Annotated in this window: 14 protein-coding genes; 3 read left to right on the top strand and 11 right to left on the bottom strand. The window is 33.0% G+C overall.

The window, feature by feature from the left end:
• Window positions 1–449: 449 nt before the first annotated feature.
• Window positions 450–1,010 (top strand): thioredoxin family protein, encoded by a 561-nt coding sequence (locus APS80_RS08050; RefSeq protein ID WP_059107762.1) that lies wholly within the window; start codon window positions 450–452, stop codon window positions 1,008–1,010.
• 89 nt (window positions 1,011–1,099) lie between these two features.
• Here APS80_RS08050 and pmtD read toward each other — a convergent pair whose 3' ends face one another.
• The 6 genes from pmtD to APS80_RS08020 form a co-directional block, all read right to left on the bottom strand.
• Window positions 1,100–1,828, bottom strand: a complete 729-nt coding sequence (pmtD, locus tag APS80_RS08045; RefSeq protein ID WP_059107761.1) for a phenol-soluble modulin export ABC transporter permease subunit PmtD — start codon at window positions 1,826–1,828, stop codon at window positions 1,100–1,102.
• The gene (pmtC, locus tag APS80_RS08040) at window positions 1,825–2,700 is read right to left on the bottom strand and encodes a phenol-soluble modulin export ABC transporter ATP-binding protein PmtC (protein WP_059107760.1); all 876 of its coding nucleotides are present in this window, start codon (window positions 2,698–2,700) and stop codon (window positions 1,825–1,827) included. The genes pmtD and pmtC overlap by 4 nt, the downstream gene beginning before the upstream one ends.
• 25 nt (window positions 2,701–2,725) lie before the next feature.
• Window positions 2,726–3,457, bottom strand: coding sequence for a phenol-soluble modulin export ABC transporter permease subunit PmtB (gene pmtB, locus APS80_RS08035; protein WP_059107759.1), 732 nt, complete (start codon window positions 3,455–3,457; stop codon window positions 2,726–2,728).
• A complete protein-coding gene (gene pmtA / locus APS80_RS08030; protein ID WP_059107758.1) occupies window positions 3,458–4,357 on the bottom strand; it encodes a phenol-soluble modulin export ABC transporter ATP-binding protein PmtA in 900 nt (299 codons plus the stop codon).
• Window positions 4,354–4,734, bottom strand: a complete 381-nt coding sequence (gene pmtR, locus APS80_RS08025; RefSeq protein WP_059107757.1) for a PSM export ABC transporter transcriptional regulator PmtR — start codon at window positions 4,732–4,734, stop codon at window positions 4,354–4,356. Before pmtR ends, pmtA begins: the two co-directional genes overlap by 4 nt.
• Before the next feature lie 210 nt (window positions 4,735–4,944).
• Window positions 4,945–5,130, bottom strand: a complete 186-nt coding sequence (locus tag APS80_RS08020; RefSeq protein ID WP_059107756.1) for an SE1626 family protein — start codon at window positions 5,128–5,130, stop codon at window positions 4,945–4,947.
• A 192-nt stretch (window positions 5,131–5,322) separates the two neighbouring features.
• Between APS80_RS08020 and APS80_RS08015 the strand changes: the two genes are divergently transcribed.
• Window positions 5,323–6,612, top strand: coding sequence for an aminotransferase class I/II-fold pyridoxal phosphate-dependent enzyme (locus APS80_RS08015; protein ID WP_059107755.1), 1,290 nt, complete (start codon window positions 5,323–5,325; stop codon window positions 6,610–6,612).
• A gap of 81 nt (window positions 6,613–6,693) precedes the next feature.
• Here APS80_RS08015 and APS80_RS08010 read toward each other — a convergent pair whose 3' ends face one another.
• From APS80_RS08010 to groES, 4 genes are all read right to left on the bottom strand, one after another.
• Window positions 6,694–7,314: a cell division ATP-binding protein FtsE gene (locus APS80_RS08010; RefSeq protein ID WP_059107754.1), complete on the bottom strand. Its 621-nt coding sequence runs from the start codon at window positions 7,312–7,314 to the stop codon at window positions 6,694–6,696.
• A 3-nt stretch (window positions 7,315–7,317) separates the two neighbouring features.
• Entirely contained in the window at window positions 7,318–9,360 is a 2,043-nt protein-coding gene (locus tag APS80_RS08005) for a DUF1430 domain-containing protein (protein WP_059107753.1), read from the bottom strand.
• 395 nt (window positions 9,361–9,755) lie between these two features.
• Complete coding sequence (gene groL / locus APS80_RS08000; protein ID WP_059107752.1) at window positions 9,756–11,378, bottom strand: chaperonin GroEL; 1,623 nt, start codon at window positions 11,376–11,378, stop codon at window positions 9,756–9,758.
• Window positions 11,379–11,426: 48 nt separating this feature from the next.
• A complete protein-coding gene (gene groES, locus APS80_RS07995; protein WP_059107751.1) occupies window positions 11,427–11,714 on the bottom strand; it encodes a co-chaperone GroES in 288 nt (95 codons plus the stop codon).
• 181 nt (window positions 11,715–11,895) lie between these two features.
• Here groES and mroQ point away from each other — a divergent pair, with 181 nt between their 5' ends.
• Complete coding sequence (mroQ, locus tag APS80_RS07990) at window positions 11,896–12,639, top strand: intramembrane glutamic endopeptidase MroQ (RefSeq protein ID WP_059107750.1); 744 nt, start codon at window positions 11,896–11,898, stop codon at window positions 12,637–12,639.
• A 122-nt stretch (window positions 12,640–12,761) separates the two neighbouring features.
• On the opposite strand, the gene APS80_RS10870 is transcribed toward mroQ, so the two are convergent.
• On the bottom strand, window positions 12,762–14,173 hold a 1,412-nt coding region (locus APS80_RS10870), incomplete at its 5' end, for an SdrH family protein (RefSeq protein WP_059107749.1).

Below are 14,173 nucleotides of genomic sequence, written 5' to 3'. Positions count from 1 at the left end.
TGTTTATTAATTCCCTTAATACGAATACTTGAAGTTTGAAATTGTATAGAAACTTAAGTGCACTTTAATCCTTTGATCATGACCCTACGTCATTTGGAGATCAGCCTGCTCCCAAACAAGCTATATCGCGTTGACTAAAATGACTACACAACTCAATCATCCATACCTTTTCAAACCTTTTTTCAATTTCATATTCTAAAATATTGTTATCCCCAATAAATATAACAAGATTTTTACAATCCTCATATTTTGTTCTTTTAAAATACGAAATTATGAATGAATTTTAAGCTCAAAAATTTTAATTTTCCATTTTAATATAGCATAGAGTTAGCGTTGTTTCACCTTTTTGCTAAAAAAGAGAGCAGTACTTTTGGTGTAAGCGCTTCCCGTTTCTTTATTTTTTTAAAATTGTTATAATTAATTCAATAAACTTAGAGGAGGGGTTTCAAATGACAACTTTAGAAAGTTATTTTAAAAACAGTCAACCTGTGGAGCAATATATTGATGACATGACAGAAAATAAAGAGAATGTATTATCAATTTACCAAGCGTTTTCACTTCCTCAAGATGATGAACGTTTAGATCAATTGAAATCTTCGAGCTATAGTAAAGTACTCGTAATTTCTGAAGATTGGTGCGGTGATGCAATGATGAACCTGCCAATTCTTAAGCATATTAGTGAGGCTTTAAACCTTGAAATACGTGTATTTCATAGAGATGAAGACACTGATTTGATTGATCAGTACCTAACAAACGGAACTGCACGTTCCATTCCAATCTTTATTTTCCTAAACGATAACTATCGACAAAAAACAGTGTGGGGTCCACGTGCGAGAGAGGTTCAAAACTTTGTGACTGACATTCGCTCGGATTTACCACCTAAAGATGATCCAACTTATGAAGATCGTTCTAATGAAAAAATCGGCATCATGTTGAATCGTTATAAATCAGATTCTACGATGTGGAAAAACGTATATGACTCAATTATCAATAAATTATTGGTTAATTAAATGGTAAAACGAAATAGAAATAATTAAAAAATAGCCATTAAATCAAGTTCAATAGCGAATCACGATTTAATGGCTATTTAAATCTAAAATTAAATATCTTTTTTAGAGACATAGAAGAGATTCACAATGAATAGTACAACGATTGAAGCTACAGAGATAAACCATTGCCAGTTGGTGAAGGTATAATCTCCATCCGTTGTTTTATCTGTTAAATAACTAAACGGAATGTATTTCAATGAATCTTCAATGTGTTCCCCTATTTTCGGAATCATTGGTAGGAATGGTTCAGCAAAAGGTACAAATAAGATTAAGAAAATACCTAATGTGAAAATCAAGGCCGTTTTAGGTACCACAAGGGCAAATAGATAAAGTAATAATCCATAAAACAATTGGAAAATGATATAGAACCAAAGTAAATCTAAGAATTTGTCACCTTTCACATTGGAACCATCAGTGACACCTTCAATGATTAAGATGGTCGCTGCAAGAATACCTGTCATCAATACAGCGATAAAGATGATTGAAATGGTTTTAGCTATCACGTAACCGATACGATGGCTTGTTTTATTCATAAATAACTGCAACGTACCTTGGGAAATATCACGCGTAAGTGTTTTGATTACGAAGAGTAGACCCACGACTGAGAAGAACCAACTGCCCATTTCTAATAACATTTCTGCATCTACTTCATCATTTTGTTGATTTTGTAAAACGGTAACTAAAATCATAGGTGCCCAAGTCAAAATAAGTGCTAAATACGTCAGAGGACTTTTAATTATACTGTAGATATCAAATTTAACGAGTTGTGCTATATTCATGATTGGCCACCTTTCTGATTAATGTTAAAGTAAGTATCACGTAAAGAACTTTTACGTGTTTCTATGAATTTAGGATAGATATCACGTTCAGCCAATCCTTTTAATATCGGTTGGTAATCTTGTTGAGCTTGTAAAATGATTTCACCGTTTTCTTTTTGTGATTGTTTCACGTTAAAGTGTTCTGTTAAGTAATCGATGGCTGCACTGAAATCTGAGAGCTCAACTGTTAAAACAGTTGCATCAGTTGGAGCGCCCTCCTCCATGTTGACATCCTGTACAAACTGACCATCTCTTAAGAATACGGCACGATCACAAATCAATTCGATATCTTCTAATTTGTGACTTGAAATTAAGATTTTCATGTCATATTCCTCAACGAGCGACTGAATTGTAGTAAGTACATCGATAGAACCGTCTGGATCCATACCGTTTGTAGGTTCATCTAAAATTAAAAATTTAGGTTTATTCATTAACGATACAGCTATGGCTAATTTTTGTTTCATACCCATAGAATATTTTTTAACTTTCTTTTTCACATAAGGTCTCATTCCAAAGGCATCGATGATTTGATCTGTATATTGTTTATCAAATCCTGCACCGAGAACTTGCGCAAACAATTTCAAATTATACAATCCTGATTTATTATCATATAACTTAGGATGTTCAATCAGATAGCCTACTTCATGTTCCTTACTCAGACCTACTTCTCCAGAATAGTTAACAATGTTACCATTCATCACTTTCATTAAAGTCGTTTTTCCGACACCGTTTTTACCAATTAAACCAACGATACGACTCTGTCCAAAATCAAAGTCAATATGGTCTAAAACGGTATGTTCGTTGTATTTTTTAGTTACACTTTTTAGTTCCATATGTCTCCTCCTTCTAGTTGATGAATTATTTTAATTTACGATATTGAATGAAATAATTAATGATGAAACTGAGTCCACCAATAATGAGATAGGCATATGGTAAATATGCATTATCGATATAAATGTTTATTCCTAGAGCATCGCCATTACCGAAAAAGATATATAACACATATATACCTAACTGAATTACAGATATTGCAATCGGTATGAGGATAAACGCTGTGATTAAATAAAAAATATAAGATACTTTTTCGCTTTTCTTCTCTGTGAATTGTCTAAAAGCGAGAGGAACAGCAAATAAATTAATTCCGATATATAACAGGATTGAATTAGTAAACTGAGAAGTCACGTTGTCTTGATTGCCTATTACGTTATACAAACCAAATATTGCCGCTCCGATAAATGTAAACAATAACACTGTAATATAATTTGCATTTAACATATCTTTTTTAGATACAGGTAAACTAGCAAAAAAGTGATATACTTTATTGTCCCCTAATTTACTGTGGAAACGGAAAGCATGCCCTGCATCTTTGATGATTAATATCGTCATAGCAGCTGTGAATAGTAATGAAAAAATGATTATAAAAATGTCAATTGGAATAGCTAAACGACTAAGTTGACTTTGACTTTCATTAATCGCCTTGTATGCTCCACTATTAATCCATACATATATCGGTAGTAATAAAAGAAGTATGCCATAAACAATAAGCGTAGTTTTGCGTAATTTTATGTTTCTAATAATAAGTTGTTTCAATTAAATCTCCTCCATAGAAGGTTGTCTAGTTTGGCGGATAACCGCATTATCTGTTTTTCCTAAATAAACCATTAACGCTTCAATAGTAGGTTTAGTCACAACCACATCACTACCAAACAACTCTTTAAATGCGTTGCTTTCTGTTGTGAGTGCCGTATAACCAGTTTGACTATATTCAATATGTGTGGTTAGTGCTTTTAATTCTCCATCCAGTTGATTGATATTACCTTGAACAATTTGGTAATTGTCTAACAGTTCATCGATAAAGTCATCGACTACGATTTCACCATCTTTTAAATAAATTAAGTGATCGGCAATTTTTTCTAGGTCTGAAATAATATGTGTTGAGATCAATACTGTTTTATTCTCATCAATCAACTCTTCTTGAATCATCTCGAGCACTTCGTTTCTCACGATTGGGTCAAGACCGGAAGTAGGTTCATCAAGAATAAATAATTCTGCATGATGACTAAACGCAATCGCTATGGAGAGTTTCATTTTCGTTCCGGTTGAAAGAGATTTAATTTTAGCCTCAGCATCTATACCAAATCGTTGTAAATAACCTGCAAAAATGGAATGATCCCACTGTGAATAAAACGGAGCGATGATGTTTTCAACTTTTTTAACTTTCCATTTATCATTTAAATACAGTTCAGAGTAAATAAAACCAATTCTATCTTTAATATTCACTGCGTTATCTTTCATTTGTTGTTCAAACAAAGTGATTCGACCGGTATCTTGTTGTAACAAGTCCATAATCAATCGTATAATTGTTGTTTTACCTGAACCATTGGGTCCGATAAAACCAGTTACATAACCTTTTGGAACTTTAAAAGAAATATCGTTTAATTCAAATTTTTTCTGATGATAGCTCACGTGTTCTAACTCTATCGCATTCATTCTTCTTCCTCCTCATAAATCATTGTGAGAATTTCAATCATTTCTGATAACGGCATATCAATTGTTTTTGCTTCTTTAGTCATTGATCGTGCTAATGACTCAATCACGACAAATTGTTTTTCTTTGAGAATGTCACTATTTTGTTTATTCACGAATGTGCCCTTTCCTCTGATGGTGTAAACAAATCCATCGTTTTCTAAGTTTTCATATGCGCGCTTTGTTGTAATCACACTGACGCCGAGATCTTTCGCTAATTCTCTCATCGAAGGAAGATGTTCACCGAGTGAAACTTGCCCTTTCAAGATGTTCTCTTTGATTTGTTGTGTAATCTGTTCATAAATAGGCTGTTCACTATTATTTTTTAATAATATTTTCATGATGACCTCCCAACTAACTGTATATACTCAATATATACAATATATACATTTTTGTAAACCCCTTTTTTAAATTTAGCGCAAATAAAGGGCTTAAAAGTGTTTATCTGTATATCTTGTATATATACAGTTTAGCTATTCACCTATACAATGTCATAAAAAAATACCTAAATAGTACGAACTAAGTACTACTTAGGTATGTGATATCTGAGCTTATTTTTTATCCTGATTGCGCTTTTTTCTTTCATTATTACGATTAATGAACGCACAAATCATAAACATAATAGAAGCGATTAATAATTTTATCCCCGCATCTTCATTATCCGTTGCTTGTAAATAGTAGCCAAAGACAAAGAGTGCAAGAGCTAAGATGACAAATATTTTGGTTAAATGCTTCACGTTTTCACCTCGAACACCTATATTATAAATTAAATTCTACTTAAACATATACATTTCTATTGTCACATAACAACATGAGAAAGAAAACCACCACACATGAAATCATTGTATGAAATGTGCCTTGACTTTATCTTTATGACAGTTCAAGATAAGATATAATTATGAATAAAGATAAGGAAGGTTGATGCCACGATGAACCCTCTAGCTATAGAGTTAAATGAACAATTATACAAAGCTTCCCCTGAGACGTTAAACATGTTATCCGATCTAGGTAAAAATATTTATTATCCTAAAGGTATACTCACTCAATCTGCAGAAGCTAAATCTACTTCATATAATGCGACGATAGGTATGGCGACTTACAGTGATCAAAAAATGTACGCAGATACACTTTTTGACGTATTTAATCACCTAAGTTCAGACGAAGTCTTTCCTTACGCACCACCTCAAGGATTAGAACAGTTGCGCGAATTATGGCAACAAAAAATGTTAAAAGAAAATCCTGACTTAAATGCATCACAAATCAGTAAACCACTTGTTACCAATGCTTTAACACACGGTTTATCCTTAATTGGAGATTTATTTGTAGATCGCGGAGATACCTTATTATTACCAAACCATAACTGGTGTAACTACAAACTCGTTTATACAACCCGCCATCAAGCAGAAATCAGTACTTACCCTATTTTTGATCAATCAGGCCATTATACAACTGAAGCACTTGTAGAAACCCTTGACCATTTTAATAAAGATAAGGTCATTTTATTACTTAATTATCCGAATAATCCTACAGGTTATACACCAACTACAGATGAAGTGAAAGATATCATGGATGCGGTTAAGCGTCTTGCAGAACGTGGCACTCACGTCATTGCAATTGTCGATGACGCTTACTACGGATTATTTTATGAAGATGTATATACACAATCGATCTTTACAGCATTAACTCAAGTAGATAGCAAAAATTTACTTCCTATTCGTTTAGATGGAGCTACTAAAGAATTCTTCGCTTGGGGCTTACGTGTAGGCTTTATCACATTTGGTATTGAAGATGAAACGACACAACAAGTATTAGAAGCAAAACTCAAAGGTCTTATTCGTTCTAATATTTCAAGCGGCGCAATGCCTTCACAAAGTGCAGTAAAATATGTGTTAGAGCATCCTGAAACATTTGAAAAGGAAATCCAACACAATATTGATACCTTACAAGCACGTTATGAAGTCACTAAACAAGAAGTCTATGCCGATAAATATCAAAATTACTGGCAACCTTATGATTTTAATTCAGGCTATTTCATGGCAATTAAAATTAAAGACGTTGACCCTGAGCAACTACGTAAACATCTTATCGAAAACTATTCAATCGGCATTATCGCACTGAACGATACAGACATCCGTATTGCTTTCAGTTGCATTGAAAAAGATGACATTCCACACGTATTCGAAAACATTGCCAAAGCGATTGACGATTTGAAAAACTAAATAAAGTACTATCAATATAAATAAGGTATAGCACACAACGTTACGATGTTAGTGCTATACCTTTTCTTTATACTTTTAAATTTATTTATCTAAATCTATGAGCTGCGTCCCTATATCAAAGAAGTCTGAATCATGTGTTGCCATTACAATAGTCACACCCTCTCTATTCAAATCTTTAAATATTTGGATGACATCTTCAGCATTGGTTTTATCTAAATTTCCAGTAGCTTCATCTGCGAAAATGATAGATGGCTGCTTCAAAATTGTTCTAGCAATCGCGATACGTTGTTGCTCCCCACCACTACAAGTAAATACTTTTCTACTTAATATCTCTTTTGAGAGACCTAAGGATTGCACAGTTTTTGATATAAGTGTTTTATCTTTTTTCGATACATTTAATGGAAGTGTTAAATTATCAAAGACCGTTTTATTTTCGATAAGACCATAGTTTTGGTAAATATAAGCAATATCCTCTTTCTTTAGTTTACGAATCATTGCTTTAGTTTCCACCGTCTTACCATTAAATGATATTGCTCCACTTGTAGGTGGTTCAAGTAAACTCATGATATTCAATAATGTTGATTTACCTCGACCACTTTCGCCTTTGATAATGACAAACTCACCATTCTCTACAGAAAGATTTACATTTTTTAAGATGGCCGCATTATCAAACTTTTTCGATACATTATTTAGATTAATCATAGTTTATTCTTTTCCTTTCAAAATATCGTTTTTGTTTTTTTGATTTAATATGAGGAATTCAAAAGCTACAATGATAATCTCTAATACTAAAATGCTTCCAAATATAACTAATCCCTCAACCAAATGATGATTTACTAGCAACATGAGTAAAATAAAATTCATTAAAATAAGTAATAAAAGTGGGTATTTATGTGTAGATAAAGTACTATAACCTAAATTATATTTGATAAAAATCGTATATTTCCAGTTAACAAAATATAAATGGATAGCTGTAATTAGTGCAATAATAAATGAAATAAGTGTTAATAATGCGAGCACTACATACTTCACAATTTCACCTTTAATCTCTTTCATTTCATCTATTTTAGTATTATAAACAGATTCTATTGCAGGTAGATCACTAGTCAAATGATATTTTTTCAATATAGGCTCAATATCATTATATGGTTGTTTACTTTTACTTTCGAAAAAGTAACACATAGCCATATAATGTTGGAAATTTCTTTTACTAACATTGCCTGTTTCAACTATAGCTATTGGCGCTTTGATTTTATTATCTTTTCCACCTATTGTCTGTTCATAGGTAGGATATTTAATGTTATTTCTAACGTAAATAATATTTATATCTACAGGTGTCTTAATCTTTTCCGAGTTATCACTTAATGTTCTTTTAAAATTAAAATCTTCTTTGAAATTTTTAACAATCTTTTTTTCATCTGACTTAAATTTAATCGGCACTAGAATATTACGTGTGTATTTTTTATGTACTATCTGATTTAATACATCTTTTCCGTTTATATTTTCTCTTTTATGAAGCTTGAGATAATTTTCATCAATAGTTATAGTCTTACCGTCTGCTTCAATATTACTATCTTCCTCTTCATTAACTAGATATAGAGGGTCACCTTCATCTTCGCCCATAAAATTCTCCGTATCTATTAAAAAACCAAAATTATTTTTACTTTTGAATAATTTTTCGAATTTCTTATCTTGTGTTAATTCAATTGATTTTTTATGATGCGCTCCATTTTCAGCCTTAACAATTTTATAGACATTTTTCGTATAATCCCAATTTTTCATTGATGAAGCGATAGAACGATACTCTTTACTATTAGATAACAATTGATTAACTGAAGTAGTAAAGAAAACGGTCATTACAATTGCTAATAAGATATATGTATAAATGAATAACGTTATATTAGGTTGAGTTTGATTTTTATAGAATCCTTTCATAAAAATAGAAATGTTAATAAACGTGATTAAACTTAATAAGATCAAACCAGCAATTATCGTAAATATAAAAATAATGACTGGTTTAAATAAATTTACGTCATTGTATATAATTATGTAAATACCAATTCCTACCATTACAAAAATGATAGCATAACTTATTAAAGTTTGTTTTAAATCTCTAAAAATAAAATTTACTATTTCTCTCACACTATATCCAAAATCAGCTAGTGTTTTATAATTATATTTATTTCGTTGAAGATAGTGACAATACGCAATAATGACCAAAATACCTAATAGCATTAAAAAAGAAAAACTGTATGTATCAATAGTTAAGTAAGATAAAAAATCCTCTGTTTCTGTACTAACGGTTTCCCCTACATTTTTATTAATAAGTGCTATTACTTTTTCTTTATCTGTAGAGCTACCTGTTAAGTAGTATGTACCTTCCTCTGTGAGATGATGCGTATTCGCTAAATTTTCAACAGTTATATTTATTTTACTATCGAATAAATTTAGCTGATGTTTGTTATCTCTTTTATTCAGCAATTTTTTCTCGTTTGTATTGAACAATACATCATATTCACCTGTATATGTAACTTTAGTTAATCCGACATGATGATTATTTGCAATTTTTCTAAAATATTTAGATGCATCATCTGTATGTTTTTTATGTTCACTTGAATAGCTAAAATTAATCTTATCGTGGTCTTTTATTATCGTATTGAAAAAAGATAATTCTTTAAATATATTAATAGTTATTAAGCTGAACGCTAATGAAATTGCTAAAATCAAAATTAAAATTATTTTCTTCATGTTAACCTCTCATCATTAAAGTAACCACCATCTAAGGTGGCAACTTCACTAGTTAATCAAATAATAAAAAACCCTCATAAAATAATTATTTTCCCAAGCTTGTATGTAAATTTGTTCAAAAATATGTTATCAATGTTATAGTTTATAATCAATATGTTTTACAATTACTTAAAGTATTTATTACGTTTAATTAATTATTGATATTAAAAATAAAAATGGTTTATTAATAAATATTCTACTCTGTAACGACATCTTTCCTCTTTACACATTTATCAAGTTCTGCAATGAATAGAATCTATACACTGTAATACAAAAATAAAAAAGCCAATTTCTATCGTTGAAAGATAGAAATTGGCTCTATTTTTAGGGCTATATTTTAAATTTAGAAGTTGAGATTACATCATACCTGGAATGCCGCCGCCCATACCTTGTTGTGAATCATTATCTTTTTCAGGGATGTTTGCGACTACTGCTTCTGTTGTTAAGAACATAGCAGCTACACTTGCAGCATGTTGTAATGCAGAACGTGTCACTTTAGTAGGGTCAACGATACCTTCATCTAACATGTTTACCCATTCATTTGTTGAAGCGTTGAATCCAACACCAGTTTCTGCATTTTTCAATCTTTCTACAATGATTGAACCTTCAAGTCCAGCATTTTCAGCGATTTGACGTACTGGTGCTTCTAACGCTCTGAGTACAAGGTTTACACCTGTTTGTACGTCTCCATCAGCTTCAATATCTGCAACTTTGTCATAGATATTCATGAACGCTGTACCACCACCGGCAACAATACCTTCTTCAACTGCTGCTCGTGTAGAGTTTAACGCATCTTCAATACGTAATTTACGTTCTTTCAATTCAGTTTCACTTGCTGCACCGACTTTAACGACTGCAACACCGCCAGCTAATTTAGCAAGACGTTCTTGTAATTTTTCTCTGTCGAAATCTGAATCTGTTTCATCGATTTGGGATTTCAATTGACTGACACGTGCGTCGATGCTGTTTTGATCTCCGTCACCATCAACGACTGTTGTATTGTCTTTAGTAATTTCAGCTTTTTTAGCTGTACCAAGCATGTCTAAGCTTGCTTCTTTAAGGTCTAAGCCAAGATCATCAGTGATGACTTGCGCACCAGTTAAGATAGCTAAGTCTTCTAACATTGCTTTACGACGATCACCAAAACCAGGTGCTTTAACTGCAACAGCTGTGAAAGTACCACGCATACGGTTTAATACGATGTTAGTTAATGCGTCACCTTCAACTTCGTCAGCCACGATAAGGATTGGACGGTTCGTTTTAACCACTTGTTCTAGTAATGGTAAAATATCTTGGAATGAAGAGATTTTTTTATCTGTGATTAAAATGTATGGTTTATCTAATTCTGCGATCATTTTATCTGAATCAGTTACCATGTATGGTGATTGATAACCGCGATCAAATTGCATACCTTCAACGACTTCTAATTCAGTGCTTAAACCGCTTGATTCTTCAATTGTAATGACACCATCATTACCTACTTTTTCCATTGATTCTGAAATGTATTCACCAATTTCATCATCTGCTGCAGAAATTGAACCAACTTGAGCAATGTCATTTTTGTTTTCAACTTTTTGAGAAATATCTTTGAGTGCAGTTGTTGCAACTTCAACTGCTTTGTCGATACCTTGACGAATGCCTACTGGGTTTGCACCGCTTGTTACGTTTTTAAGGCCTTCTTGAATCATTGCTTGTGCAAGTACTGTAGCTGTTGTTGTACCATCACCAGCAATTTCGTTTGTTTTGTTTGCAACTTCTTGTACAAGTTTTGCACCCATGTTTTCATATGGATCTTCTAATTCAATTTCTTTAGCGATAGTTACACCATCGTTTGTAATTAATGGAGAACCATATTCTTTATCAAGTACAACGTTACGACCTTTAGGGCCAATTGTAACTTTGACAGCATTTGCTAATTTATCTACACCTCTAAGCATTGCTTGACGTGCATCTTCTGAGAATTTTAAATCTTTTGCCATGATAGATTAACCTCCAACCTGTTTATTGTTATCTTTTTATTACTTTAATTAATCTTCAATGATAGCTAAAATATCGTTTTCGTTTATAATTAAATAAGCATCTTGTCCATTTTTAACTTCTGTTCCAGCGTATTCTTGGAACACGACAGTGTCACCTTCTTTAACTTCTGGTGCCACGCGTTCGCCATTATCTAATAAGCGACCTGAACCAACCGCGATGATTTTCCCTTCGTTTGATTTTTCTTTAGCGCTATCAGTCAATACGATACCGCTTTTTGTTGTTTGTTCTCGTTCTATTTTTTCAATAACCACTCGGTTTCCTACTGGTTTTAACATGCTTATTTCCTCCTTGTACTCAAAACTTTAGCACTCAAATAGCCGGAGTGCTAACTTACTTTCAATAATAATCAAAGTTGGTCAATATTTCAAGTCAAAACACTTATATATTATTCTTTGTTCCTATTAGAAAATTACGCTACAATGAAGGATAAAGAAAAGTTGGAGGTTAAAAACAATTATGTCTCGATTATGGATATCCATTTTAACCCTTTTCATCTATGCGCTAGCTCAATTTGGTGTTGCGATTCTTCAAGCCACAGGTGCGTATGGTGATCTACAAGGGCAAGACTTGGCCATTGCAGGTATCTACACCCAAGTCACTCTATTTATTATTGCAGCGATACTCATTATCCTGCTCCATCTCTTCACCAAGAATCCAACCCAACTCGAACAACAACCTAAAGAAGAAAAACGTTACATTGTATTATGGGCTATTGTAGGTTACATCGCCGTAATGATTTATCAAATCATTGCTAATATGATTAACATCTACATTTTCCATTTGCCACAAGAAAGTGAAAATACGACACAATTAATGGAAATTGCGCAACAAATTCCAATCTTTATTGTGCTCATATCCATAGTGGGACCGATTTTAGAAGAATACGTCTTCCGTAAAGTCATCTTTGGTGAACTCTACAATGTGATTAAAGGTAACAGAGTCGTGGCATTCATCATTGCGACAACGGTCAGCTCACTCATCTTTGGACTAGCCCACGGAGACCCAACACATATGCTGATATATTTTGGTATGGGTGTCATTTTCAGTGGCTTTTATGTGTTGACGAAACGGTTATGGGTGAGTATTTTGATTCACATGTTCCAAAACGGTTTTGTCGTCATTATGCAATTTGCCTTAGGACCTGATAAAATTAAAGAACTACAAGATCAAGTAGACTTTATACTTCAATTCTTATTTTAATAATCTATAGAAAAATGCGTAAAAGTGTTTTCCAATTCATTTAGGATATCTGAGTTCGATACAACATATAAAAACCCCTAATATAGAGTGCTAAATTCTCTATATTAGGGGTTTTTAATGACTCATATCTCAGTTTTTTTCGTTTTCCGGTATAAATAGCCACCTATCACACCTAAAAAGATAGCGATGATGCCTATGATGAGAACAAAATTGGCACGCTCGAATGATAATCCTTTATGATCGCTATCATCTTCTCTCTGAACTGTATATTCTCCACCTTTAGTATCGTGATATTCATATTTACTATGTGATTTATCTTCAGATGGATGTCTGAGTTCAGGCATTGAACCAATTTCTCCAGTAATTAAAGCTAATACTTGTTTGTCTAAATTTTTATAATAAGCATCCGCATTTAATGGATTAAAGTATTGGAATCTAAAGTAATTTGTGGATTGTTGTAATTCATTTAAATAATGATTATCTGCAAAATCTTGACGTTTTAATAAGCGATAAAGTTGCTGATCGGTGACTTCTTCATCTTTCTTACCTAAGCGACGGACTTGATCGATCACAAATGGATTATATTTAAACGATCCATAATTTAATTTATTAAAACGCTTAATCAATCCCTGATTGTTATTGTTTTCTTTACTTTGACCACTCTGACTTTGTGATGAAGCATTACTATTCGAACTTGCTGTTACCGTTTGTCGGTTATCAAATGATTGTTGTGAAGTTGTCGTTTGTTGAGAAGTTCTTTGTGGTGACTGATTAGAAGTCGTGTGATTTGTGTTAGACGATGTTGTATTTTGAGACGTCTGATTATTTTGATCTGAATTTGTAGATGATGACTTTCCATTATTTATAGGTCCTGAATGATGTTGACTGTTCGTCGTTTGATTGTCTGATTGAGTCGGATGTGTTGAATTATTTCCAGTTCCACTATGTTGGGACGTTTGCTGTTGATTCGTTTCACTCTGATTTGGTCGATAACCAGATGTTGAACCGTTCTGTTGACTATGTTGAGACGAACTAGATTGTGAGCCATTACCTTGATGATTGTTGTTACCATCTTGTGCAGTATGACCATTTGCATTATGGTTACCTGGCGCATTTGTATTGTGACTATGACCTGAATGATGTTCGTTGTGATTGCCAGGTTGATTTGGTCTCGGTCCTAAATCTTGTCCTCCTGGTCTGTTTGAAGGTGTATCGCTTGAACCTTGACCATTTTGACCTGGACGTATGCCAGGTTTATTATGATTTGGATTATCATGTGATGGATTGTCATCCTCTGGCGGATCGTCATTTGGTCTCACATGCTCACCATCTTGGCCGTCATGACCATGATTTCCACCTTGACCCTCATGAGACGGATCTTGCTCATGGGGTGGTTTTTCATCAGGATTGTTTGGTTTTTGGTCTTCACCTTGGTCATCACCATCGCCGGGTTTTGATGGTTTGTGTTCTCCGCCTTCGTCATCATCATCGCCTGGTCTTGTTGGTTTGTGATCTCCACCTTCGTCATCGCCAT

This window comes from Staphylococcus auricularis, assembly GCF_001500315.1.
GTDB classification, from domain to species: Bacteria; Bacillota; Bacilli; order Staphylococcales; family Staphylococcaceae; genus Staphylococcus; species Staphylococcus auricularis.
The sequence above is the reverse complement of the archived record's forward strand: the minus strand, read 5'-3'. Positions and strand labels throughout refer to the sequence as shown.

Bases quoted from the DNA above. Each gene is read 5' to 3' on its own strand.
- mroQ (WP_059107750.1), top strand. From the start codon at position 11,896: ATGTCTCGATTATGGATATCCATTTTAACCCTTTTCATCTATGCGCTA.
- pmtR (WP_059107757.1), bottom strand. From the start codon at position 4,734: ATGAAAATATTATTAAAAAATAATAGTGAACAGCCTATTTATGAACAG.
- APS80_RS08010 (WP_059107754.1), bottom strand. From the start codon at position 7,314: ATGATTAATCTAAATAATGTATCGAAAAAGTTTGATAATGCGGCCATC.
- APS80_RS08050 (WP_059107762.1), top strand. From the start codon at position 450: ATGACAACTTTAGAAAGTTATTTTAAAAACAGTCAACCTGTGGAGCAA.
- pmtC (WP_059107760.1), bottom strand. From the start codon at position 2,700: ATGGAACTAAAAAGTGTAACTAAAAAATACAACGAACATACCGTTTTA.
- pmtD (WP_059107761.1), bottom strand. From the start codon at position 1,828: ATGAATATAGCACAACTCGTTAAATTTGATATCTACAGTATAATTAAA.
- APS80_RS08015 (WP_059107755.1), top strand. From the start codon at position 5,323: ATGAACCCTCTAGCTATAGAGTTAAATGAACAATTATACAAAGCTTCC.
- groL (WP_059107752.1), bottom strand. From the start codon at position 11,378: ATGGCAAAAGATTTAAAATTCTCAGAAGATGCACGTCAAGCAATGCTT.
- groES (WP_059107751.1), bottom strand. From the start codon at position 11,714: ATGTTAAAACCAGTAGGAAACCGAGTGGTTATTGAAAAAATAGAACGA.
- APS80_RS08005 (WP_059107753.1), bottom strand. From the start codon at position 9,360: ATGAAGAAAATAATTTTAATTTTGATTTTAGCAATTTCATTAGCGTTC.
- pmtA (WP_059107758.1), bottom strand. From the start codon at position 4,357: ATGAATGCGATAGAGTTAGAACACGTGAGCTATCATCAGAAAAAATTT.